This is a genomic window from Nonomuraea solani, from assembly GCF_900108335.1.
GTDB classification, from domain to species: domain Bacteria; phylum Actinomycetota; class Actinomycetes; order Streptosporangiales; family Streptosporangiaceae; genus Nonomuraea; species Nonomuraea solani.
Genome location: NZ_FNVT01000005.1, coordinates 613,454 through 634,308 on the forward strand (window position 1 = coordinate 613,454; position 20,855 = coordinate 634,308).

At 71.4% G+C, this 20,855-nt stretch carries 23 protein-coding genes; 13 read left to right on the forward strand and 10 right to left on the reverse strand.

What is annotated here, in order from left to right; translation table 11 throughout:
* Positions 1-19: 19 nt before the first annotated feature.
* From C4V41_RS22570 to C4V41_RS22580, 3 genes are all read right to left on the reverse strand, one after another.
* A complete protein-coding gene (locus C4V41_RS22570) occupies positions 20-277 on the reverse strand; it encodes a 3'-5' exonuclease family protein (RefSeq protein ID WP_103957864.1) in 258 nt (85 codons plus the stop codon).
* 88 nt (positions 278-365) lie between these two features.
* The gene (locus C4V41_RS22575) at positions 366-602 is read right to left on the reverse strand and encodes a DUF397 domain-containing protein (protein ID WP_103957865.1); all 237 of its coding nucleotides are present in this window, start codon (positions 600-602) and stop codon (positions 366-368) included.
* On the reverse strand, positions 603-1,424 hold the full coding sequence (locus C4V41_RS22580; protein ID WP_103957866.1) for a helix-turn-helix domain-containing protein: 822 nt from the start codon (positions 1,422-1,424) through the stop codon (positions 603-605).
* A 323-nt stretch (positions 1,425-1,747) separates the two neighbouring features.
* Between C4V41_RS22580 and C4V41_RS22585 the strand changes: the two genes are divergently transcribed.
* Together C4V41_RS22585 and C4V41_RS22590 are read left to right on the forward strand one after the other, a co-directional pair.
* Positions 1,748-2,251 carry an ATP-binding protein gene (locus C4V41_RS22585; RefSeq protein ID WP_103957867.1) on the forward strand — a complete coding sequence of 168 codons (504 nt, stop codon included), beginning with the start codon at positions 1,748-1,750 and terminating at the stop codon, positions 2,249-2,251.
* A gap of 76 nt (positions 2,252-2,327) precedes the next feature.
* Positions 2,328-4,745 (forward strand): helicase-associated domain-containing protein, encoded by a 2,418-nt coding sequence (locus tag C4V41_RS22590; protein ID WP_103957868.1) that lies wholly within the window; start codon positions 2,328-2,330, stop codon positions 4,743-4,745.
* On the opposite strand, the gene C4V41_RS22595 is transcribed toward C4V41_RS22590, so the two are convergent.
* Positions 4,739-5,752, reverse strand: coding sequence for an ABC transporter substrate-binding protein (locus C4V41_RS22595; protein ID WP_103957869.1), 1,014 nt, complete (start codon positions 5,750-5,752; stop codon positions 4,739-4,741). The genes C4V41_RS22590 and C4V41_RS22595 overlap by 7 nt on opposite strands.
* 109 nt (positions 5,753-5,861) lie before the next feature.
* Between C4V41_RS22595 and C4V41_RS22600 the strand changes: the two genes are divergently transcribed.
* From C4V41_RS22600 to C4V41_RS22610, 3 genes are read left to right on the forward strand one after another with little or no spacing between them, the layout of a single operon-like run.
* Positions 5,862-6,875 (forward strand): FecCD family ABC transporter permease, encoded by a 1,014-nt coding sequence (locus tag C4V41_RS22600; protein WP_235030305.1) that lies wholly within the window; start codon positions 5,862-5,864, stop codon positions 6,873-6,875.
* Positions 6,872-7,879, forward strand: coding sequence for a FecCD family ABC transporter permease (locus C4V41_RS22605; RefSeq protein ID WP_103957870.1), 1,008 nt, complete (start codon positions 6,872-6,874; stop codon positions 7,877-7,879). The genes C4V41_RS22600 and C4V41_RS22605 overlap by 4 nt, the downstream gene beginning before the upstream one ends.
* Positions 7,879-8,676 (forward strand): ABC transporter ATP-binding protein, encoded by a 798-nt coding sequence (locus C4V41_RS22610; protein WP_103957871.1) that lies wholly within the window; start codon positions 7,879-7,881, stop codon positions 8,674-8,676. Before C4V41_RS22605 ends, C4V41_RS22610 begins: the two co-directional genes overlap by 1 nt.
* On the opposite strand, the gene C4V41_RS22615 is transcribed toward C4V41_RS22610, so the two are convergent.
* The gene (locus tag C4V41_RS22615; protein ID WP_235030306.1) at positions 8,673-9,269 is read right to left on the reverse strand and encodes a TetR/AcrR family transcriptional regulator; all 597 of its coding nucleotides are present in this window, start codon (positions 9,267-9,269) and stop codon (positions 8,673-8,675) included. The two genes, C4V41_RS22610 and C4V41_RS22615, sit on opposite strands and share 4 nt — an antisense overlap.
* A gap of 117 nt (positions 9,270-9,386) precedes the next feature.
* On the opposite strand from C4V41_RS22615, the gene C4V41_RS22620 reads away from it, so the two are divergent.
* Positions 9,387-10,679, forward strand: a complete 1,293-nt coding sequence (locus C4V41_RS22620) for an FAD-dependent oxidoreductase (RefSeq protein WP_103957873.1) — start codon at positions 9,387-9,389, stop codon at positions 10,677-10,679.
* On the opposite strand, the gene C4V41_RS22625 is transcribed toward C4V41_RS22620, so the two are convergent.
* Positions 10,630-11,886: an ArgE/DapE family deacylase gene (locus C4V41_RS22625; RefSeq protein ID WP_103957966.1), complete on the reverse strand. Its 1,257-nt coding sequence runs from the start codon at positions 11,884-11,886 to the stop codon at positions 10,630-10,632. The genes C4V41_RS22620 and C4V41_RS22625 overlap by 50 nt on opposite strands.
* Positions 11,887-11,937: 51 nt before the next feature.
* On the opposite strand from C4V41_RS22625, the gene C4V41_RS22630 reads away from it, so the two are divergent.
* Together C4V41_RS22630 and C4V41_RS22635 are read left to right on the forward strand one after the other, a co-directional pair.
* Positions 11,938-12,870 (forward strand): endonuclease/exonuclease/phosphatase family protein, encoded by a 933-nt coding sequence (locus tag C4V41_RS22630; RefSeq protein WP_235030307.1) that lies wholly within the window; start codon positions 11,938-11,940, stop codon positions 12,868-12,870.
* Between the two features lie 60 nt (positions 12,871-12,930).
* Positions 12,931-13,251 carry a GroES family chaperonin gene (locus C4V41_RS22635; RefSeq protein ID WP_103957875.1) on the forward strand — a complete coding sequence of 107 codons (321 nt, stop codon included), beginning with the start codon at positions 12,931-12,933 and terminating at the stop codon, positions 13,249-13,251.
* Here the strand turns inward: C4V41_RS22635 and C4V41_RS22640 are convergent.
* Positions 13,246-14,166 carry a TolB-like translocation protein gene (locus C4V41_RS22640; protein WP_103957876.1) on the reverse strand — a complete coding sequence of 307 codons (921 nt, stop codon included), beginning with the start codon at positions 14,164-14,166 and terminating at the stop codon, positions 13,246-13,248. The genes C4V41_RS22635 and C4V41_RS22640 overlap by 6 nt on opposite strands.
* Positions 14,167-14,220: 54 nt before the next feature.
* Positions 14,221-14,676, reverse strand: a complete 456-nt coding sequence (locus C4V41_RS22645; protein WP_103957877.1) for a TIGR02611 family protein — start codon at positions 14,674-14,676, stop codon at positions 14,221-14,223.
* Positions 14,677-14,830: 154 nt separating this feature from the next.
* On the opposite strand from C4V41_RS22645, the gene C4V41_RS22650 reads away from it, so the two are divergent.
* The 4 genes from C4V41_RS22650 to C4V41_RS22665 all read left to right on the forward strand — a co-directional run bounded on the left by C4V41_RS22650 (position 14,831) and on the right by C4V41_RS22665 (position 18,227).
* Entirely contained in the window at positions 14,831-15,739 is a 909-nt protein-coding gene (locus tag C4V41_RS22650; RefSeq protein WP_103957878.1) for a phosphotriesterase family protein, read from the forward strand.
* Positions 15,740-15,773: 34 nt separating this feature from the next.
* Positions 15,774-16,157 (forward strand): PPOX class F420-dependent oxidoreductase, encoded by a 384-nt coding sequence (locus C4V41_RS22655; RefSeq protein ID WP_200824135.1) that lies wholly within the window; start codon positions 15,774-15,776, stop codon positions 16,155-16,157.
* Between the two features lie 37 nt (positions 16,158-16,194).
* Complete coding sequence (locus tag C4V41_RS22660; protein ID WP_146103737.1) at positions 16,195-17,304, forward strand: sensor histidine kinase; 1,110 nt, start codon at positions 16,195-16,197, stop codon at positions 17,302-17,304.
* Positions 17,305-17,582: 278 nt separating this feature from the next.
* A complete protein-coding gene (locus C4V41_RS22665) occupies positions 17,583-18,227 on the forward strand; it encodes a response regulator transcription factor (protein WP_103957968.1) in 645 nt (214 codons plus the stop codon).
* A 54-nt stretch (positions 18,228-18,281) separates the two neighbouring features.
* On the opposite strand, the gene secY is transcribed toward C4V41_RS22665, so the two are convergent.
* Complete coding sequence (gene secY, locus C4V41_RS22670) at positions 18,282-19,571, reverse strand: preprotein translocase subunit SecY (RefSeq protein ID WP_103957880.1); 1,290 nt, start codon at positions 19,569-19,571, stop codon at positions 18,282-18,284.
* A gap of 99 nt (positions 19,572-19,670) precedes the next feature.
* Between secY and C4V41_RS22675 the strand changes: the two genes are divergently transcribed.
* On the forward strand, positions 19,671-20,267 hold the full coding sequence (locus C4V41_RS22675) for an AAA family ATPase (protein ID WP_103957881.1): 597 nt from the start codon (positions 19,671-19,673) through the stop codon (positions 20,265-20,267).
* Here the strand turns inward: C4V41_RS22675 and C4V41_RS22680 are convergent.
* The gene (locus tag C4V41_RS22680) at positions 20,209-20,808 is read right to left on the reverse strand and encodes a TetR/AcrR family transcriptional regulator (RefSeq protein WP_103957882.1); all 600 of its coding nucleotides are present in this window, start codon (positions 20,806-20,808) and stop codon (positions 20,209-20,211) included. The genes C4V41_RS22675 and C4V41_RS22680 overlap by 59 nt on opposite strands.
* Positions 20,809-20,855 lie beyond the last annotated feature (47 nt).

Here is a 20,855-nt window from a genome sequence, read left to right on the forward strand (position 1 = left end):
CTTGGCATGAGGATAGCGATCAGCTCAGCGCTTGGGAAGGCTGCGGGCCACGCCCCGTGAGCCACTCCAGGACCTTGCGGTGCCCGGAGGTGGCGTCCTCGAAGTGTCCCCAGTGCCAGTAACGCGGCTGGTCGCGGATGCCGGTCACCCAGGTCCGGTAGGAGACGGAGGCGCCCGTGGTGGCCGGCGCCACGCCGTATGTGCGGATCACGACCTTGCCGCCCGGTGCGAAGAGCACGTCGTCGGCGATCGGATACAGGGTCATCTGGTCGAGCATGACCTGAATACTCCCGGCAGGACGAGGCCGGGCGGTTACGCCCCCGGCGCGCCCCTGTTACGCGAGCGCGCCGGAGGTGAACATGCTGTTAAACGAGCAGGCCGTCGAACTCTCCGTCCTTCACCCCGAGCACCAGGGCCCGGATCTCGTCGCGGGTATAGATGAGAGCGGGGCCCTCGGGGAAGCGCGAGTTGCGCACCGCGATACCCCCGTCGGGAAGCTGTGCGAGCTCCACGCAGTTGCCCTGCGAGTTGCTGTAGCGGCTCTTGCGCCAGGCGACCTGGGTGAGGTCGGCCGCGGGCATGCCGTTGTAGGTCTGGTTCATCTACATCTTTCTGAGAAGTCCGCCGATGAGCTCGACGGTGCCCCCTGGCGTGGTGCTCTCCACGCACAATTGCTCCATCGCCGTGAGGTACGGATCGATGTCCTCACGCTTGTCGAGGTACAGGGCACCCCATAGCTGCTCGACGTAGACAACGTCCGACAAGTCGGACTCGGGAAACCGCAAGATGCTGAACGCGCCCCCTTCGGCGGCGTGCTTGCCGAACCTGAAGGGCATCACCTGGATGGTGATGTTGGGAAGAGCGGCGACTTCCAGTAAGTGCTGGAGCTGCTCGGACATGACCTCCCGCCCGCCGATGGTCCGCTTGAGCGCCGCCTCGTCGATGACGGCCCACAGACGGGGTCCGTCCTTCTGGGTGAAGCGCTCTTGACGCTGCATTCGCAGATGCACGCGGCGTTCGATTTTCGCCGGGCTCGCATCGGGGTTGCCGAGCTGGAACACCGCACGCGCGTATGAGGCCGTCTGCAGCAGGCCGGGCACGAACTGCACCTCATAGGTACGGATCACGCTTGCGGCCTCCTCCAGGCCGATGTACGTGGTGAACCACGAAGGCAGCTCGGCCGAGTACTTGTGCCACCACCCGGGGGTGTTGGCCTCGCGAACCATTTCCAGCAGGGCACGGCGCTCGGCATCGTCGACGACGCCGTACAGGGTGAGCAGATCTTCCACGTCACGTGTCTTGAAGCCGACGCGGCCGAGCTCCATGCGGCTGATCTTGGACTCGGACGCCCGGATGTGAAATCCGGCCTGAGCCCGGTCGAGGCCGCTGGCTTCACGCAGGCGCCTGAGACTCGCCCCCAGCATGATGCGACGAACCGTCGAACCGGAACCGGGCGGATCAATGGACACGTGCTGCTCCTTGGTCGTTTCCTTGCGACTCGCCGGGTCGCGTCCAGCGGGCCACCGTAGGTAGCGGAGTGAGCACCTGACGGCGCGTCCCGATTTGGCGCGGGCCACCGTAGGTAGCGGAGTATGCACCTCAGTCTGTCACTTCACGGCCGAAAGATCATGGGCCGCGAGCAAGATCCCCTTTCCCCCATATTGAGCATTTGAGGGAAACCGTAGCGTGTGCACGGGTTGTCTGCACGTGCATTCGCTCTTGCACCTGCACGAGAGTTTGACGCAGAATGATCTACGTGCATGTCACCACTGCTCAAGGCCAGTGGACCACCTTCGATTGGTGGCCTCCGGTCGGCTGGTGGCCGGAGGCGGCCCGCGATCTGCTGGTGCCCGGCCCGTCCGCGAGCGCCACGTTCGTCCTCCCGCCCACCGCGTCCTCGGTCCACTCGGCCCGCAGTTTCACCACCGGCGCCCTGTCGGGCTGGGGGCTCGGCGAACTGGCCGAGAACATGGAACTGGTGGTCTCCGAGCTGGCGACCAACGCCCTGCGCCACGGCCTGTGCCTGGACGATCCACGCCGCGAGCGCACGGTCCACATGTCCCTCGTACGCCGCGGGCCCCTGGTCACCAGCGCCTTCACCGACCCCGGCGCCTCGGTGCCGGTGCTGCGCTACCCGGGCCCCCTCGACGCGGGCGGCCTGGGGCTCCATATCGTCGAATCGCTCAGTCTGCGCTGGGGCTGGTCGGCACTCGCGCCACACGGAAAGATCGTTTGGGCAGTCCTCTCCTGACCGGGGGTGATCTGCATTACCGTGGATGCTCATGGCTCACGGCGAGTCCCGCGCGACCCCATGAGAGTGCTGACAGATGGAAGATCACCTGCTCGGCTGGCTGCGAACACTAGACGAAGACCGGCTTGGCCGCATCCTGGCGAACAGGCCTGACGCCATCGCCGCGCCCTGGCCCCGGCGACTCGACACCCTGGCCCAGCGGCTCGGCAACGGCATCGCGGCGATGGAGACCCTGGGCCGGCTGCCGCTGCCCTGCCTGCAGGTCGCCGAGACCACTCTGGCCATGACCCGCCCGACCGCCGAGACGCTGGCCCGCTTCGTCGGCATGGGGCCGGGCGACGTGACGCCGTGGCTGGAGCACCTCTACGACCACGCGCTGGCCTGGCCGGGCGAAGACGGCGTGATCCATCTCGCCGAGGGCGTGACGCGCTGGTGGACGGCGCCGCTGAGCCTGGGTGAGCCGCTGGACCACTATCTCAACTCCTGGTCGATCAGCAACGACGCGCTGCACGCGCTGGCGCGCACGCTGGGGCTGCACGCGCAGGGCAACAAGCGCCGCAGCCTGGCGCGCGTCATCGAGGCGCTCAGCGACCGCGACCGCGTCGAGGCGATGGTGCGCACATCCCCTGACGGCACCGTGCCGCTGCTCGACCGGTTCGCCTGGGACGGCCCCGCCCGCGACGTGGACGGCGGCAGGTTCGTCACCCCCGGCACCCCCGAGAAGTGGTGCGCCGACCACGGCCTGCTCTTCCGGCCGAGCTGGCACGTCGCCGAGATGCCCCGCGAGGTCGCCCTCTCCCTGCGCGGCCCCGGCTACCAGCCGCCCTTCCGGCCCGTGGCGCCCGAGGTGGCCGCTCTGCCGGTGGACCCCGAAGAGGTCGACCACCTGATGACGCTGGCCGCGCCGCACGTGGTCGAGCGCTGCGCGGCGCTGCTCGACAACACCTCCAAGACCCCGCTGCCGCTGCTCAAGACCGGCGGCGTGGGCGTGCGCGAGGTGCGCAGGATGGCCAAGGAGACCGGCTGCGACGAGGACGAGACGCGCCTGCTGCTCGAAGTGTGCGCGGTGGCCCGGCTGCTGGCCTGGGACGAGGCGTCGGGCGGCATGATCCCCACCGAGCGCTTCGACCGGTGGCGGCTCGACGAGGGCTCGGCCCGGCTGCGGGTGCTGCTGGCGGCGTGGTGGCGCATGGAGCGCTCGTCGCTGCGCAAGATCGACGGAAAATACGCCACGGTGCTCGGCGACGATCCCGCCGGGGCGACGGTCGCCCGGGTGCGCAGGGCGGTGCTCCCGGTGCTGGCCCAGTTGCCCGCCGGCACGGCCTTCGCCGACCGTGACAGCCTCGTGGCCGGGGTGCACTGGCACGCCCCGCTGATCGACCAGGCGCTGCTGCGCGAGTGCGCGCCCGCGGTGCTCGACGAGGCCAGGCTGCTGGGGCTGCTGGCCAACAACGCGCTCACCGACCTCGGCCGGGCGCTGGCGGGGCTCACCGCCAAGCCGGGTGACGAGGACGACGACGCCGTACCCATGGTCGAGCACGACCCCGTGCTGGCCGAGGCGGCCACGCGGGCGCTGGCGAGCGTGCGCAGGAGCGCGCTGTTCGGGCCCGACCTGACCGCGGTCGTCACCGGCCCGCCGTCGGCCGAGCTGGCCGAGCTGCTCGACCGGGTGGCCGAGCGTGAGTCGCGGGGCGCGGCCTCGGTGTGGCGGTTCACCGTCGAGAGCGTGCGCCGGGCGTTCGACCGCGGCTACGAGGCCGGCGAGCTGCTCGACGAGCTGGCCGCGGTCGGCACGATCCCGCAACCGCTCGAATACCTGGTCCGCGACACCGCCCGCAGGCACGGCGAGGTGATGGTCACCACGGTCGGCTGCGTCGTCCAGGCCGCCGACGTCGGTCTGCTGGCGGAGATCGCCGCGCACCGGCGGCTGGGGCGGCTGGGCCTGCGCCTGCTCGCGCCCACCGTGCTGGTGAGCGCGGCCCCCGCCGATCGCACGCTGGCCGCCCTGCGCGAGGTCGGCTACTCCCCCGTCCCGGTCTCCGACACCGGCGAGATCACCATCCACCGGGCCAGGGCCGAGGAGCCGCCCAACGGCAAGCTCGTCCTGCTGCCCGGAGGTCAGGTGGCCGAGCTGCCGGACTTCCCCGGCCTGGCGGAGCTGACCGCGCCGCCCTACCTGTTCGAGCCGGTGCCCGACCCGTTCGAGCACGCCCGCCGCCTGATCAACGACAGCCGGCCGGACGACGGGAAGAACGGGCGCACCTGGGCCATCATCGGCCGGATGGCGACCCGGCTGCCGACCGCGCAGCAGTCGCTGCTCGGGTTCGTGGTGGACCGGGGCGTGCGGGCCGGCATCACGCTGACCGACGGGCTGACCGCCACGATCAGCCATGGCGAGCTCAAGGGCGCCGCGCTGGACGCCTGGTGCGAGGAGGCGGGCGACTACCTGGAGTTCCCCCTCGCCGAGATCGTCGAGGTCCGCGGGGCTTACTGAAGAGGCTTGGCCTTCTTGAGGTTGACCACGAGCGCTTCGAGGAAGTCCGCGTAGCCCTGGTAGCTGTACGGGGCTTCGGCGTTCCACGGGTAGAGCTGGCCCGCCTTGACCGCGGGGAGCTTGGCGAAGGTGGGCTTCTTCATCATCTCCTCGGGCTTGAGCGCCTGGGTGCGGGTGTCGTAGAGGATCACGTCGGCGTCGTACTCGTCGGCGTTCTCCCAGCTCAGCGTCTGGAAGAAGCCGCCCTCGTCCACCTTGGTCGGCGTGACGACGTTGAGGCCGGCGGACGTGAGGTGCACGATGTCCGGGTACTCCGGCGGGTTGACGATCCAGAACGCGTCCGCGCCGCCCGACACCATGAGGATCTTGAGGTCCTTGAACTGGGCGAGCTCCTTGGTGGCCGCCTCCATGCGGGCCTTGGCCTCGGGCACGCCCTGCATGTCGGCGCCGAGCGACTTGGCCAGTTCCTCGTACGTGCCGATCACCTCGGTGGCGCTCTTGCCGGTGAGCATGACGCCGGCGGTGGGGGCGACCTGCTCGATGGTGTCCTTGGACTTCTCGGGGACGTACCAGAGGGTGCCCTTGATGTACATGCTGCTGACCAGCAGGTCGGGCTGGAGCGCGATGTACTGCTCGACGTTGAACTCGTCCCAGACGTTGCCCAGGCCCGTCACCTTGGTGATGTCGACGTTGCCGACCTGCGGGTCCTTGGTGCCGTCCTTGAGCTTGTGAGGGCCGAAGACCGCGATGGGGCGCACGCCGAAGTCCCACAGGGCGGCGGCCGCGCCGACCTGGGCCACGATCCGGCTGGGGACCTTGGGCTGCGCCAGCTTCTTGTCACGGTCGTCGGTGAACGACCATGCTCCGGCGGCGGCCGGGGCCGGCGAGGCGGCGGCGGTCGGCGCCGCCGTCTCCGTGGCGCCGCCGCACGCCGCCAGGGTCAGGGCCGCCGCGAGTCCCGCGGCGCCCGCCAGGAAGCCCCTGCGAGCCAGTACCGGTCCTGACATGTGGATCTCCTAAGGTTAGGCTTGCCTTGTTAACGAGCCATTAGATTAGCCTTGCCTAAGTTTGAGGGCTACGAGAGGGGGTCGGGTGCGCCCGGCTGGAGAGACGGCTGTGACCGAGCGCAAGGGCCGCCCTTCGCTGCTGATCACCGGGCTGGTGGTCACAGTGGCGGTGCTGGCGCTGGTCGCGATGGCCAGCGTGGCCCTGGGCGCGCGGTCGGTGTCGTTCGGCACGGTGATCGACTCCTTCCTGGCCCCCGACGGCTCCAGCGACCACACGGTCATCCGTGAGCTGCGCGTCCCGCGTACGCTGCTCGGCCTCGGGGTGGGCGCCACGCTGGGGCTGGCCGGCGCGCTCATGCAGAGCCTGACCCGCAACCCGCTGGCCGACCCCGGACTTTTGGGCATCAACCAGGGGGCCGCGCTCGGCGTCACGCTGGCGCTCGGCCTGTTCGGGCTGAGCGACCCCACCGTGTACGTCTGGTTCGCCTTCGGCGGCGCGGCGCTGGCCTCCGTCGTCGTCTACGCGCTCGCCTCGGCCGGCCGCTCCGGCTCCAGCCCGGTACGCCTCGCGCTCGCCGGCATCGCGTTCGGCATGGTGTGCACGGCGGTGTCCTCGGCCATCCTGCGCATGGACTCCCAGACCTTCGACCGGATGCGGTTCTGGCTGACCGGCTCGCTGGCCGGGCAGACGGCCGACACGCTGGTGCGGCTGGCACCGTTCATGGCCGCCGGGCTGCTGCTCGGGCTGCTGCTGTCCAGGCCGCTCAACATGCTGGCGCTCGGCGACGACGCGGGCAAGGCGCTGGGCGTGGCGGTGAACCGGACGAGGATCCTCACCGGGGTGGCCGTCACGCTGCTGTGCGGCGCGGCCACCGCCGCCGCCGGGCCACTGGTGTTCGTGGGGCTGATCGTGCCGCACGCGGTGCGCGCTCTGGTGGGGCCCGACCAGCGGTGGGTGCTGCCGTACTCGGCGCTGGCCGCGCCGGTGCTGCTGCTGGGGGCCGACGTGGTGGGCCGGCTCATCGCCCGCCCGGGAGAGGTGCAGGTGGGGATCGTGTGGGCGGTGATCGGCGCGCCGATCTTCATCATGCTGGCCAGGCGGAAGCGGGTGGCGGCGCTGTGAACGTCCGCGTCGGAGCCTGGTCCGTACGGCTCGCGCCCCGCGCCCTGCTCGTCACCGCGATCCTCCTCGCGGTCGGCTTCGGGGTCACCGTGGCGGCGCTGTCCACGGGCGAGTTCACCGTCCCCGTGCCCGACATCGTCAACGCGCTCTTCGGCCAGGGCACCCCGGTCGCCGAGCTGATCGTCAGCAAGCTCCGCGCGCCCCGTGTGGTGACCGGCCTGCTGGTCGGCGCCGCCTTCGGCCTGAGCGGGGCCATCTTCCAGAGCCTCACCAGGAACCCCCTCGGCAGCCCCGACTTCATCGGCTTCACCGCCGGCGCCTCCACCGGCGGGATCATCGCCGTGGTCGCGGGCGGCTCCGCCATGACGATCGCCGGCGGCGCGCTGGCCGGGTGCGTGGTGACGGCCGTCCTGGTGTACGCGCTGGCCTACCGGGGCGGCGTCCAGGGCTACCGGCTGGTCCTGGTCGGCATCGGGGCGAACGCGCTGCTGCTGGCCGTGAACTCCTACCTGCTGACCCGGGCCAACATCAACGACGCCGCCACCGCGGGCGCCTGGCTCACCGGCAGCCTCGGCGGGCGCGGCTGGGACCACGCCCAGCCCGTCGCGCTGGCGCTGCTCGTGCTGCTGCCGCTGTGCGCGGCCGTCGCGCGGCCGATGCGGATGCTCGAAATGGGCGACGACGCCGCCAAGGCGATGGGCATCAGGGTCGAGCTCGTCCGCGCGACCGCCATCACGGCCGGCGTGCTGCTGGCGGGGGTGGCCACGGCCGCCGCCGGTCCGGTCATCTTCGTCGCGCTCGCCGCCCCGCAGCTCGCCCGGCGGCTCACCCGCTCCCCCGGCGTGACCATGGCCGCCTCCGCGCTGATGGGCGCGGTGCTGCTGACCGCCGCCGACCTGGCCGCGCAGCGGCTGCTCGCGCCCACCCAGCTTCCCGTCGGTGTGCTGACCGCCGCGATCGGCGGCACGTACCTCGTTCTGCTCCTGCGAAAGGACCGCCACTGATGGCCACCCATCGTCTTACCGGCACCGGCCTCACCCTCGCCTACGACCAGCGCGTCGTGGCGGCCGACCTCGACGTGGCGATCCCCGACGAGTCCTTCACCGTGATCATCGGCCCGAACGCCTGCGGCAAGTCCACCCTGCTGCGGGCACTGGCCAGGATGCTGAAGCCGAAGACCGGCGCCGTGCACCTGGACGGCAGCGTGATCACCTCGCTGCCGTCGAAGGAGGTGGCGCGGCGGCTGGGCCTGCTGCCACAGAGCTCGATCGTGCCCGACGGCATCACCGTGGCCGACCTGGTGGCCCGGGGCCGCTACCCGCACCAGCGGCTCATGCGGCAGTGGTCGAAGGCCGACGAGGCGGCGGTCTCCGAGGCCATGCGCGCCACCGACGTGGCGGAGCTGTCCGACCGGATCGTGGACGAGCTGTCGGGCGGGCAGCGGCAGCGGGTGTGGCTGGCCATGGCACTGGCGCAGGAGACGCCGATCCTGCTGCTGGACGAGCCGACCACGTTCCTGGACATCTCCCACCAGATCGAGGTGCTGGACCTCTGCGCCGACCTGCACGAGGCCGGGCGGACCATGGTGGCCGTGCTGCACGACCTGAACCAGGCCTGCCGGTACGCGACCCACCTGATCGTGATGCGGGCCGGCGCGATCGTGGCGGAAGGGCTGCCGACCGAGATCGTCACGCCCGATCTGGTGCGCGAGGTGTTCGAGCTGCGGTGCGAGATCATCCAGGATCCGCAGTCGGGCACGCCGCTGATCGTGCCCGAGGCGCGGCGGCGGGTGCTCGCCTAGGTCGTCAGCGCGTTCGCCAGGGTGATGACGGCCTGGGCCGCCCGGTCCCTGCCGCACTCGGCGGCCAGCGCGCCGGCCGCCTCCGCGCCCATGGCGGCCAGCAGCGTGTGCGACAGCGCGTCGGCATCGCTGTCAGGCCGGGCCCGCGCCAGCAGGATCGCCACGTGGCGGTGCCAGAACCGGTAGGCGCCGATCCGGTAGCGGGCGCCTGGGCTGGCGGTCTCGGACATGCGTACCAGGTCCAGGTGGCCGAACAGGTAGTCCAGGTACGCCGCCACGAACGCGGCCAGCCGGTCACCGGCCGGAGCGCCGGGGCCGAGGGGCGGCGGGCCCGACAACACGCGCTGCTGCAGGTCACGCTCGCGGGCGTCCAGCAGGGCCACTGCGAGCCCGGATTTGTCGCCGAATCTGCGGAACAGCGTGCCCTTGCCCACGCCGGCCTCGGCGGCGATGGCGTCCATCGAGACCGCGTCCACGCCCTTCTCCGCGAACAGGCGGGCGGCCGCGGCCAGGGCTTTCTCCCTGTTGCGCGCGGCGTCCGCGCGTTCCTGCGCGGGGCGGTTCAGCAGCGATTCCAGCGGGATCTCGGGCACGATCCGGACTCTAGTCCATTTCATTCCTCGTGGAACGTGCCAAAGGACGTGGTGGAGAACGCGTCCGCGGGTGACCCTCTGCCGAATCGTCAGAACACCATTCCAGGGGGAATTCCAATGGACCACGCCGTCGTCATCGGCGCGAGCATGTCGGGGTTGCTGTCCGCGGCGGCCCTGCACCGGCTGTTCGCCCGGGTCACGGTGCTCGACCGCGACACGCTCCCGGCCGCCGACGCCCACCGGAGGGGCGTCGCGCAGAGCCGCCACGCGCACGGGCTGCTGGCCAAGGGCCGAGAAGTCATGGACGAGTTGCTGCCCGGCATCACGGCCGAACTCGTCGCTCAGGGGGCGATCTCGGGCGACCTGCAGCGGCATGCCCGGCACGTGCACGGCGGCCTGCGGCACGCCCGCGGCGACAGCGGCCTGAACGGGCTGCTCGTCAGCCGGCCGCTGCTCGAAGGTCAGGTACGGCGCCGGGTGACCGGGCTGCCCGGCGTACGGGTGCTGCCGAACAGGATCGTCACCGGCCTGCTCTCCCAGGCGGGCCGGGTCACGGGGGTACGGCTCGCCGGCGGGGAGCCGATCCCGGCCGACCTCGTCGTGGACGCGAGCGGACGCGGCTCACGTACGCCGCACTGGCTGGGCGAGCTGGGCTACCAGCCGCCCAGAGAAGATCGGGTGACGATCGACCTGCGGTACGGCACCCGCGAGTTCCGCCGCGGCCGCGACCACCTCGACGGGGACGTGGTCGTCGTCATCGCCCCCACACCCGGCCGGCCACGGGGCGGGGTGGCCCTGGCGCTGGAGGACGACCGCTGGATCGTCACCCTGGCCGGGTACGGCGAGAGCCCGCCACCCGACCTGCCCGGCTTCGCCGAGTACGCGGGCACCCTGCCGGCTCCCGACCTGAACCACCTGGTCAGGACGGCCGAGCCGATCGGGGAACCGCGCACGTACCGCAACCCGGCCGCGATCAGGCGCCGGTACGAACGGCTGAGCCGCTTCCCCGACGGCCTGCTCGTCACCGGGGACGCGGTCTGCGCCTTCAACCCCTTCTACGGCCAGGGCATGTCGGTCGCCGCCCTGGAGGCCAAGGCGCTGCTCGACCTGGATCTGCGGCCGCTGCCGTACTTCAAGAGGATCTCCCAGATCGTGGACACGCCCTGGGAGATCACGGTCGGCGCCGACCTGCGGATGCCCGGGGTCGAGGGCGGCCCGAGCGCGAAGACGCGCATGGTGCAGGCCTACCTCGACCGGTTTCACGCGGCCGCCGTGCACGACCCCGAGCTGGTGCGGCGCTTCCTGCGGGTGACGAACCTGTACGACGCGCCGCCGTCGCTGATGAGCCCGGGGGCGCTGCTCAGAGTGCTGCGCAGCGGCGGACAGCGAGCAGTGCCAGTGCCCGCGTGACCTCGTGCAGCTCCCGCAGGTCGACCTGCTCCCTGGGGGCGTGCGCGAACCGCACGTCCCCGGGGCCGTAGTGCAGCGTCGGGATCCCGCCGGCCGTGTAGAGCCGCAGGTCGCTCCCGTACGGCGCGGCCGACTCCACCGGCCGCCGGCCCGTCGTGTCCGCGACGGCCCGGCCGACCTGCTCCAGCAGCTCGTGCCCGGCGGGCAGCCGGCCGCTGGCGAACTGCCCGCCCGGCCAGGTCACCACCGGCGGGTTGGCGCGCAGCCAGGGGTGCCCGGCCGCCGCCACCGCCTCCTCGAACGCGGCCCGCGCCGCGGCCGGGTCCTCGTCCAGCCGCACCCCGAGTCGCCCTTCGGCGACCAGCAGGTCGGGCACCGTGCTGGCCCAGTCGCCCGCGCGCACCGTCCCGACCTCGATCGGGTACGGCATCGCGTTGCCGCCGAACACCTCGGGAACGTTCCGGTTGCGCTCGGCCTCCAGGCGCCTGATCGCCTCGAACACCGGCCAGAACACCTCGATCGCGTTGACCCCCTCGGTCCGGGTCGCGCCGTGCGCCGCCCGCCCGGCGATCTCCAGCCGGAACGTCAGCGCCCCCGCGTTGGCCGTGATCACCGCGCCGCTGGTGGGCTCGGTGATGACCGCGGCCTCGGCGGTGTGCCCCCTGGCCAGCGTGGCGAACGCGCCGAGCCCGCCGTCCTCCTCGCTGATCACGCAGTGCACGGCCAGCGGCCTGGTAAGCCTCACCCCCGCCTGGGCGAACGCCCGCGCCACGGCCAGGTTCGCGACCAGGCCGGCCTTCATGTCGCAGGCGCCCCTGCCGTGCAGCACGCCGCCTTCGATCCGGGCGGCGAACGGGTCGCTGCCCGCCCATTTGGCCAGGTCGCCGGTGGGCACCACGTCCACGTGGCCCTGGAGTGCCAGCGCGGGCGGGCCCTCACCGCCGGGGGTGACGGCCGCGACGCCGTACCCCTCGGTCCTCGGGGCCTCGGTGCCGGGGAAGCCGGGGCGGGCGGTCAGGGCGGGCAGGTCGAGCTTCCAGACGTCCACGTTCATGCCGGCCTCGGTGAGCAGGCGGGCACAGCGGTGCTGCAGGTCGGACTCGGCGTCGGTGCCGGTGACGCTGGGCACCCTGACGGTCTCGGCCAGCAGGTTCACGGTCTCAACCGGGTCGATGGCGTTCAGGACCCGGGCTTCCACGTCGTGCATGGTGCACACCATCTCATGAACCCGAAACGGCCTTGGTGGCGAGACAGAGGCGTGCGTACCTGGATGAGCTGGATCGTGGTGGTGCCGTTCGCGGCGTGGGCGGTCGTACGACTGAGCGGGTTCGAGCCCGACTGGCCGTGGGTGCCGGTGGTGGCGTACACGCCGTACGCGGTGGGCGGGGCGCTGGCCGGTCTGCTGCTGGCCTGCGCGCTGCGGAAGTGGGCGGCCGGGACGGTGGCGCTGGTGTCGGTGCTGGCGATGACGCCCGTCGTGCTGCCCCGGGCGCTGACGGACGGGAACCCCGAGGCGAAAGGGCCGGCGCTGCGGGTGCTGGCGGCCAACCTGCTGGTGGGCCGGGCGGACACGGAGGAGCTGATGGCCCTGGTCGCCAGGATGCGGCCGGACGTGCTCACGCTGCAGGAGTACACGCCGGACGCCGAGCGGCGGCTGAAGGAGGCGGGGCTGGCGGACACGCTGCCGCACGCCGTGACGCATCCGCTGAACGGGGTCGGCGGGTCGGCCGTGTACGCCCGGTATCCGCTGAAGGGCGAGAAGATGATCAAAGTGGGCCCGTTCGGGCAGGCCAGGGCGTGGCTGACGCATCCCGAGGGGGCCCGGGTGGAGATCGTGTCCGTGCACCCGTGCGCGCCCAAGCGGATCGGGCGGCAGCCGTGCTGGCAGGGCGGCCTGGAGGCGCTGCCGCGCGGCGGCGACGCGCTGCGGGTGCTGGCGGGCGACTTCAACGCCACGCTCGACCACCTGCCGATGCGCGACCTGCTGGCGGCCGGCTACCGGGACGCGGCCGACGTGATGGGGCGCGGGTTCCAGGCGACCTGGCCGCAGCAGGGATCACTGAACCGGACGCCCCGCGTGACGATCGACCATGTGCTGGCCGACTCCAGGATGGCGGTGCGGGAGTTCCAGGTGCTGTCGTTGAAGAAGACCGACCACCATCCGGTGTTCGCCGAGCTCAGGCTGCCGTGACCGTGACGTATGACGCGGTCAGGGAGCGTGAGGGGTGCGCCGGATCGTAAGCTTGGGCCTGTGGTAGAGCCCAAGTTCGAGATACAGATGCTGCACGACCGGGTCATGATCAGGTTGGAGCAGGAGGCCGAGGAGCGGCGCAGCGGCTCCGGGATCGTCATTCCCGCGACGGTCAAGATGGCCAACCGGCTGGCCTGGGGTGAGGTCTGCGGCGTCGGCACGAACGTGCGCTCGGTCAAGGTGGGCGACAAGGTGCTGTTCAACCCGGAGGAGCAGTTCGAGGTCGAGGTGCACGCCAAGGTCTACCTCGTCATGCGCGAGCGCGACCTGCACGCGGTGGCCACCCAGGAGACCGACCACGGCACCGGCCTCTACCTATGATCTCCGGGTGAAGGAGAGCCACAGTTCGGCGGCCCACGTCCGGGCCGGGATGGCGGCGAGCACGCGCGTGACCTTGCCCTTGAGGTCGACCACCGAGAGGCGGTAGGCGCTCCCGTACGCCATGACGGCGATGACGTGGCTCTCGTCCCACCAGCCGAACAACGCCTCGGGGCGGACGTTCACGCGCGTGGCGATCGTGCCGGTGGCCGGGTTCACCAGGCAGAGCTGCTCCTTGAAGCGCGCCGGGCACCACGTCGCCAGCCGCGCGCCCGACGGGGAGAACGCGTCCTCGGGGCCGGTCGGGCGGCCGACGCCCCGGAGGGTGCGCAGCACCGCGCCGTCGGAGGCGCGGTAGACGCGCAGGCCGACGCCGTAGGTGGAGATCAGGTCGCCGCCCGGGCTCCACCAGAAGCCCGCGTCCTCGCTCAGGCCCGGCACCCTGACCGTGCGGGCACGCTTGGTGGCGACGTCCACGATCGTGAAGCCGAGCACGCGCCACCGGCCACCGACCTTCTGCTCGACGGTGAGCGCGATCCGCTTGGCGTCGCGGGACCAGGAGACGTAGGAGGCGGTCAGGGGCTTCTTGACCGTGCGGACGCGCGTGGCGGTGCCGGTGGTGCGGTCGGTGAGGATCAGGGCGTCATAGCTCGCTCGGTACGATCGGGGCACGCCCGCCGCCAGCCTGCCCCCTGGTGCGACGGACACCTCGGCCGTGGTTCTGCCCCAGGTGAAGGTGTCGCCGGTGAAGGATCGGAGCGAGGTGCGCCGGGTGCCGAGGCCGTAGGCGGTAAGCCGTACCGGATCGTCCACTTTTTCCTGATATTTCATGCCACCGGTGCCGGGCAGGACGATGTCCGCCCGCGCGGCGGGCGGAACGAGCGTCAGGGACAGCGCGATGGCGATGGCGGCGATCACGACCGCAGAATAAGCAGCGAAATCGCGAAATTCCGGGCGCGATGCCGACCCGGTCTAGATGTAACGCTGGGCTATTTCGATGAGGTCGACGCCGAGCGTGCGCAGGCCGAAGTAGACGATCACGCCGGCCACCACCAGGGTCACGATGAGCACGAGGATGCGGACGGTCCAGCCCTGCCGTTTGTACCACTCGGTCCAGGCGTGCAGCATGCGCTTGCCGAACTCCAGCACCTTGCGCGCGGCGTGGAACTCGGTGGCCAGCACCGCCAGCCCCGCGAACACGACCAGCCATCCCGGCCCAGGGAACGGCACCATGATGAGGCCGCCCACCACGATCGCGGAGCCGATCACGCCGATCACGATCTTCAGCGTGAGCGCGCCCGTACGGGTGGACCGGACGCCGTCCAGCCAGCCGTGGATGCCGCCGCGACGTTCGGGCATGTCGGAGCGGTCGGCGGCGTCGCCTTTGATCACATCGGCATCGCCGGTGTCGGAGTTCTGAATCGGCACAATTCCCCCCCGGCTGTTTGGTGTGCGTCTCCAAAGGATACGGCCCGGCCCCCCGTGGCCAGTTGCAGATGACTAGCAAAGCACCAAACTCGACGAACCGTAAAATTTCCCGCCCTCATCGGCTTTGTCAGGCAAACATCGGTTAATGTCTGCTATGCCCGATGTACTGCTGCGTACCGTGACCGGTCCTGTACGCGCGGCCGCCGTCAGCGGTGCCGTGCTGCCTCATGAGCACCTGCGTACCGACATGCGGTGGGCGGTCGGCATCGACTCCGACCCGTACCGCTGGCTGGACGAGGAGGCCGCGGTCACCGCCGAGCTGCGCGAACTGCGCCAGTCGGACGAGCTGGGCCTGATCGTCGACCTGACCTGCCTCGGCATGGGGCGCGACGCCGCCGCCCTGGCCCGCGTCGCGGCGGGGAGCCGGGTGCCGGTGATCGCGTCGACCGGGCTGTTCGCCGAACCGTTCGCGAACGTCGGCGACGAGGACGTGGACACGCTCACCCGCCTGCTGATGGACGAGATCTCCAGCGGCCTGGACGGCACGGGCGTCTTTCCCGGCGTGATCGGCGAGGTCGGCTCCTGGGGCGCCGAGCCGACGCCGCGCGAGGAGCGCTGCCTGGTCGCCGCCGCCCGGGCGTCGGCGCGCTCGCGCCTGCCGGTCGCCACGCACGGCAGGAACGCCCCGGCGCTGCTGGAGATCCTGCTCGGCCAGAACCTGCCGGCCGCGCGGGTGGCCGTCGGATACGCGGGCACCGACCTGGGCGCGGCCAGGAAGATCGCCGAAGCGGGCGCGTACGTGAGCCTGGGAGCCCTGGGCCTCGGCCCGGACCAGACGGCCAGGCTCGCGCTCGGCCTCATCGAGGACGGCCACGCCGGGCGGCTGCTGCTCAGCACGGGGCTCAGCCGGGTGGCGCAGGTCCAGCGGTACGACGGGCCGGGATACGGCCACCTGTTCCGTACGCTGCTGCCGCGCCTGCGCGAGGCCGGGGCCGGCGAGGACGTCGTCCGCCAGATCACGCACGACAACCCGCTGCGCTGGCTGACCGGCGGACTGGCTTGACCTCTACCGCGGTTGAGGTTGCACACTCGTCCGCATGATCTTCACAACAGCGGAACTCGACTATCTCGGCACGCAGCACCTCGGCCGCCTGGCCACGGTCGCGCCCGACGGCCAGACCCAGAACAACCCGGTCGGCTTCTTCATGGAGGACAAGACGATCGTCATCGGCGGGCACGCGCTCGGCGCCTCCAAGAAGTTCAGGAACGTCCTGGCGGGAAGCTCCGTTTCCTTGGTGGTGGACGACCTGGCCTCGGTGGACCCGTGGGTGGTGCGGGGCATCGAGATCCGGGGGACGGCGGTGGCGCTGACGGACGTGGATCCGCCCGTGCCGTTCTTCTCCAGGGAGATCATCCGGATCACTCCCACCAAGATCATCTCGTGGGGGCTGGACGGGTCGCGCGAGAGCCGGACGGTGTGAAAGCTCGCTAGGATCGGGGCTAGACGAGCCTGAGCGGGTGGGGGCATTGGCGACGGAGCACACTCGTAGGAGCGGGCGACTGCGCCGGCCGCGCGCCGCGCTGTCCCGGCTGAGCCGGCTGGGTGATGTGCCGGTCGTGGTCATGCTGGCCTGGGCGGGGTGGCTGGCGGTCCCGTGGTCCTTCAACGGCCTCGCCCAGGCCCGCGCCGCCGCCGCGGCCGCCGCCGACGCCGAACCACCCCAGGCCACCCTCCCGGCCGCCCACCACCACCCGCCCCGGACGGCGGCGGCCTGGAGCCTCCCACCCACCCACGCCACCCCCTACCCCACTCTCCGCCCCACGCCCACCGAGCATCCGGCCACCCGGCACGACCGCCCGGACGCACTCACCGCGTGGCCGGGCGAGGCTGCCACAGGTGTCACTGGGCCGAACCAGGCAGAGGCCACCACTACGTCGCCCGGCACGACCGACACGGTCACCACATGGCCACCCGAGACACCCACAACCGACACCACCGCCGGACGGCCGCGCGAGGCCGACACGGGTGCCGTGTGGCCGGGGCGGGCGGAGGTTGTCGCGGTGGAGCGGGCGCGGATCGCCGGGGAGGTGCATGACGCGGCCGGGCATGGGCTGGCCGCCATCGCGCTGCAGGCCGGGATCGCGCTCGTCACACTCGACGACGATCCCGAGCAGGCACGGGCCTCGCTACGGGCGATCAAGGAGACCAGCACCACGGCACTACAGCAGTTGCGGGCGGCGCTCGACGGGATCGACCCGCCGGGCGGCGACCTGCCGCGCCTCATCGACGGCGTCCGGGCCGCCGGTCTGCCGGTGGACGTCGAGCCCGCCGAGCCCGCCGTGCCCGACCACCTCCAGGGCACCGTCTACCGGGTGGTCCGCGAGTCCCTCACCAACGTGCTGCGGCACGCGGGCCCGACCAGGGCGCTGGTGCGGGTGAGCGGGGATCCGCGGGAGTTCGTGCTGGAAGTGGCCGACCGGGGCGCGGGCTGGACGGGTGCGACCGAAGGGCGCGGCCTGACCGGAATGCGCGCCAAGGTGACGGAAGCGGGCGGCCACTTCACCGCCGGCCCCCGGGAGGGCGGCGGCTTCCAGGTCATCGCCAAATTCCCCCAGGCCTCCACGTGACCAGCAAACCCCCTGCAACCGGCACAGCTCCCGCAGCACGCGGCCTGACCGGCGAACCCACCGCAGACGACGTGGCCCCCACAACACGCGAAGCAGCCAGCGAGCCGACCGAAAGCGGCCCAGGGCACGGCGTAACCGGTGGGACGGCTGAAGGCGGCGCAGGGCGTGGCCTGACCGGTGGGACGGCTGAAGGTGGTGCGGGTCTCGCAAGGCGTGGTGGGCTCGGTGAGCCGGGTGAAGGTGGTGAGTTCGTTGCAGGTGGCGTGGGTGCTCAGGGGCTGATCAGGGTTGCCATTGCGGACGATCAGGCGGTCGTGCGGATGGGGTTGCGGGCCCTGCTGGAGCGGGAGCCCGGGATGGAGTGTGTCGGGGAGGCGGCCGATGGGTGGGCGGCGCTGGGGTTGATCCGGCAGAGCCGGCCCGATGTGCTGTTGCTCGACATCCGCATGCCCGGCATGGACGGCCTCGCCACCCTGCGGGCCATCGCCGGTGACCCCGAGTTGCGCGGCACCCGGATCGTCGTGGTGACGACGTTCGCCGTGGACGAGTACGTCTTCGCCGCCCTCCAAGCCGGTGCCAGCGGGTTCGTGCTCAAGGACAGCGCCCCCGACGAGTTGGTCAACGCCGTGCGGGTGGTGGCCGCCGGGGAGGCGTTGTTGTCCCCGGCGATCACCAGGAAGGTCATCGGCATGTTCGGCCGGCATGGCAGCGAGCCGGTTCAGGGGCTGGAGACGCTCACCAAGCGCGAGCGGGAGATGGTCGCGTGGGTGGCCACCGGCCGGTCGAACGATGAGATCGCCAAGGAGCTGACGATCAGTCCCGACACCGTGCGCACCCACGTCAGCCGGGCGATGGTGAAGTTGCACGCCAGGGACCGGGCCCAGCTCGTGGTGTTCGCCATGCGGGCGGGGCTCACTGTTTGAGACTCGCTGTGCCACGAGCGAGGTGTCCAGGGCAGGGCCGGCCGTTCAAGGCGGCTACTTGAGGAAGCCCTCGTAGTTGCGCTGCTGTAGCTGGGCCTCGATCTGTTTGACGGTTTCCAGGCCGACGCCGACCATGATGAGCACGCTGGTCCCGCCGAACGGGAAGTTCTGCTGGGTGCCCGGATCCTTCAGGATCGCGAATGCCACCAGCGGCAGCAGCGCCAGCGCCCCCAGGTAGACGGCTCCGGAGGCGGTCAGCCGGGACAGCACGTACGCGAGATACTCCGCCGTAGGCCGCCCGGGCCGGATCCCCGGGACGAACCCGCCGTACTTCCGCAGCCCGTCCGCCACCTCGGCCGGGTTGAAGGTGATCGACACGTAGAAGTAGGCGAACCCGGCGATGAGCAACACGTACACCGCCATGTAGAGCGGATGCGCCCCCGAGGTGAGGTTGAGCTCCACCCACGCCCTGGCCTCCGCGCCGAGCAGCGGCGCGGCGAGCGTCGGCAGGTACAGGAGCGACGAGGTGAAGATGACCGGCACGATCCCCGCCTGGTTCACCTTGAGCGGGATGTACGTGGCGTTCCCCTCGACGACGCGCCGCCCCACCATGCGTTTGGCGTACTGCACGGGGATCCGCCGCTGTGCCTGCTCCACGAACACCACGGCCGCCACCAGGAAAAGGCCGGCCACGATCATCACCACAAAACTGACCGGACTCATCACGAAAATTCGGGACATGTAGGCGGGGAAGACCGCCACTACCTGCGTGAACATCAGGATCGACATGCCGGTCCCGATCCCCCGCTCCGTGATCAGCTCCCCCAGCCACATGACCGCGCACGCCCCCGCCACCATCGTCAGCACGATCACCGTCACGCTCAGCAGCCCGTCGTCGCGCAGCAGCGGGCGCGGGCAGCCGGGCAGCAGTTGCCCGGCGCGGGCGAGCGCGACGATCGTGCCCGCGTTCAGCACGGCGAGGCCGACGGTCATGTAGCGGGTGTACTGGGTGATCTTGGCCTGGCCGCGCTGCCCCTCTTTGCGTAGTTGCTCCAGCCGGGGAACGAGGACGGCGAAGAGCTGCATGATGATGCTGGCCGTGATGTACGGCATCACGCCGAGGGCGAACACCGACAGTTGCAGCATCGCGCCCCCGCTGAGCATCTGCACCATGTCGAACACGCCGCCCTTGGCCGACCCCACGCACTCGCGCACCACGGCCACGTCCACTCCGGGCGCGGGCATGACCTGGCCCAGCCGGAACAGGGCGATGAGCCCCAGCGTGAACAACAATTTCCCGCGCAGTTCCGGGCTCCGGAACAACCTGGTCAGAACGGTCAGCATGGGTAGGAAGTCTGACCGCGCGGGCGCGGCGGGTCGTCCGCCGTCAGGAGGCACCGGCGTACGCGAATCCGCGTACGTCAACTGCCTAAGGTGGTCCGCATGAGCACTGTCTGGGTGATCAGCGGGCCGCCGGGCGCGGGCAAGTCCACGGTGGCGGCCGAGTTGCTCGCCCGCCTCTCCCCCGTGCCGGCCCTGCTCGACAAGGACACCGTGTACGGCGGCTTCGCGGCCGAGGTGCTGCGCGCCCACGACCGGCCGGACGGCGAACGGGAGGGCCCCTGGTACGACCGGCACATCAAGCGGCACGAGTACGCGGGCCTGACCAGGCTGGCCCGGCAGATCCGCGCGCACGGCTGCCCGGTGCTGCTCGACGGCCCGTTCACCACGCAGGTGCACGACGCGGCCCGGTGGGCGGAGTGGGTGGCGGAGCTGGGCGGCCCGCCGGTGCGCCTGCTGTGGCTGCGCTCCGACGGCCCGACGCTGCGCGAGCGCCTGGTGGCCAGGGGGCTGGCCAGGGACGCGGGCAAGCTGGCGGCGTTCGAGGACTACCTGAGGAACATCCGGGTGGACGAGCCCCCGGTCGTACCGCATGTGGAGATCGACAACCGGCGCGGCGCGCCGTCCGTCGGAGGGCAGCTCACGGCGGCGGGTATGCCGCCGCGAACATGCCGGCCAGCCGGGGAACGAGCCGGGTGAAGGCGCCTTCCTCGTAGGTGACGCCGGGCTGGTTGGCGAGCTGCTGGGAGATCACCCCGGCGATCAGGCTGGCGGCCAGGGCCAGGCCCTCGTTGCCCGCCGCGTCGGGATGCAGCTCGCCGCGCTCGATGGCCTGCCCGATCAGCGCGGCGAAGTGCTCGTGGATGGCCAGGGCGGGCGCGTACGACTCCGGCGAAGGGCTGAATCCGGGCACCGGCCGCCAGAACAGGAGCTGCGCCAGCACCTGGTTGTCCATGATCCACCGGGCGCCGGCCTCCAGCGAGGCCCCCATGCCGCGCAGCCCCACTCCGCCCGGCGCGCGCACGGCGGCGAGGTAGCCCTCCTGCCCTCGCTTGAACAGCGCGTCGTAGACCGCGTGCCGGGACGGGAAGTACTTGTACAGCGACGGCGGCCGCACCCCCAGCCGCCTGGCCACGGTCGCCAGGCTCAGCCCCGCGACCCCCTCCTCGGCCATCACGTCGAGCGCGATGGCGAGGATCTCGTCCTGCGTCTCCGCCCTCCGGCGCGTTCTGCGATCCATGGAATATAGCTTAAGCTAATGGTAGTAGCCAAAGCTATGGGGGTGAG

Bases quoted from the DNA above. Each gene is read 5' to 3' on its own strand.
- C4V41_RS22680 (WP_103957882.1), bottom strand. From the start codon at position 20,808: ATGGATCGCAGAACGCGCCGGAGGGCGGAGACGCAGGACGAGATCCTC.
- C4V41_RS22575 (WP_103957865.1), bottom strand. From the start codon at position 602: ATGAACCAGACCTACAACGGCATGCCCGCGGCCGACCTCACCCAGGTC.
- C4V41_RS22625 (WP_103957966.1), bottom strand. From the start codon at position 11,886: ATGCACGACGTGGAAGCCCGGGTCCTGAACGCCATCGACCCGGTTGAG.
- C4V41_RS22590 (WP_103957868.1), top strand. From the start codon at position 2,328: ATGGAAGATCACCTGCTCGGCTGGCTGCGAACACTAGACGAAGACCGG.
- C4V41_RS22610 (WP_103957871.1), top strand. From the start codon at position 7,879: ATGGCCACCCATCGTCTTACCGGCACCGGCCTCACCCTCGCCTACGAC.
- C4V41_RS22655 (WP_200824135.1), top strand. From the start codon at position 15,774: ATGATCTTCACAACAGCGGAACTCGACTATCTCGGCACGCAGCACCTC.
- secY (WP_103957880.1), bottom strand. From the start codon at position 19,571: ATGCTGACCGTTCTGACCAGGTTGTTCCGGAGCCCGGAACTGCGCGGG.
- C4V41_RS22650 (WP_103957878.1), top strand. From the start codon at position 14,831: ATGCCCGATGTACTGCTGCGTACCGTGACCGGTCCTGTACGCGCGGCC.
- C4V41_RS22570 (WP_103957864.1), bottom strand. From the start codon at position 277: ATGCTCGACCAGATGACCCTGTATCCGATCGCCGACGACGTGCTCTTC.
- C4V41_RS22585 (WP_103957867.1), top strand. From the start codon at position 1,748: ATGATCTACGTGCATGTCACCACTGCTCAAGGCCAGTGGACCACCTTC.
- C4V41_RS22675 (WP_103957881.1), top strand. From the start codon at position 19,671: ATGAGCACTGTCTGGGTGATCAGCGGGCCGCCGGGCGCGGGCAAGTCC.
- C4V41_RS22620 (WP_103957873.1), top strand. From the start codon at position 9,387: ATGGACCACGCCGTCGTCATCGGCGCGAGCATGTCGGGGTTGCTGTCC.
- C4V41_RS22580 (WP_103957866.1), bottom strand. From the start codon at position 1,424: ATGCTGGGGGCGAGTCTCAGGCGCCTGCGTGAAGCCAGCGGCCTCGAC.
- C4V41_RS22595 (WP_103957869.1), bottom strand. From the start codon at position 5,752: ATGTCAGGACCGGTACTGGCTCGCAGGGGCTTCCTGGCGGGCGCCGCG.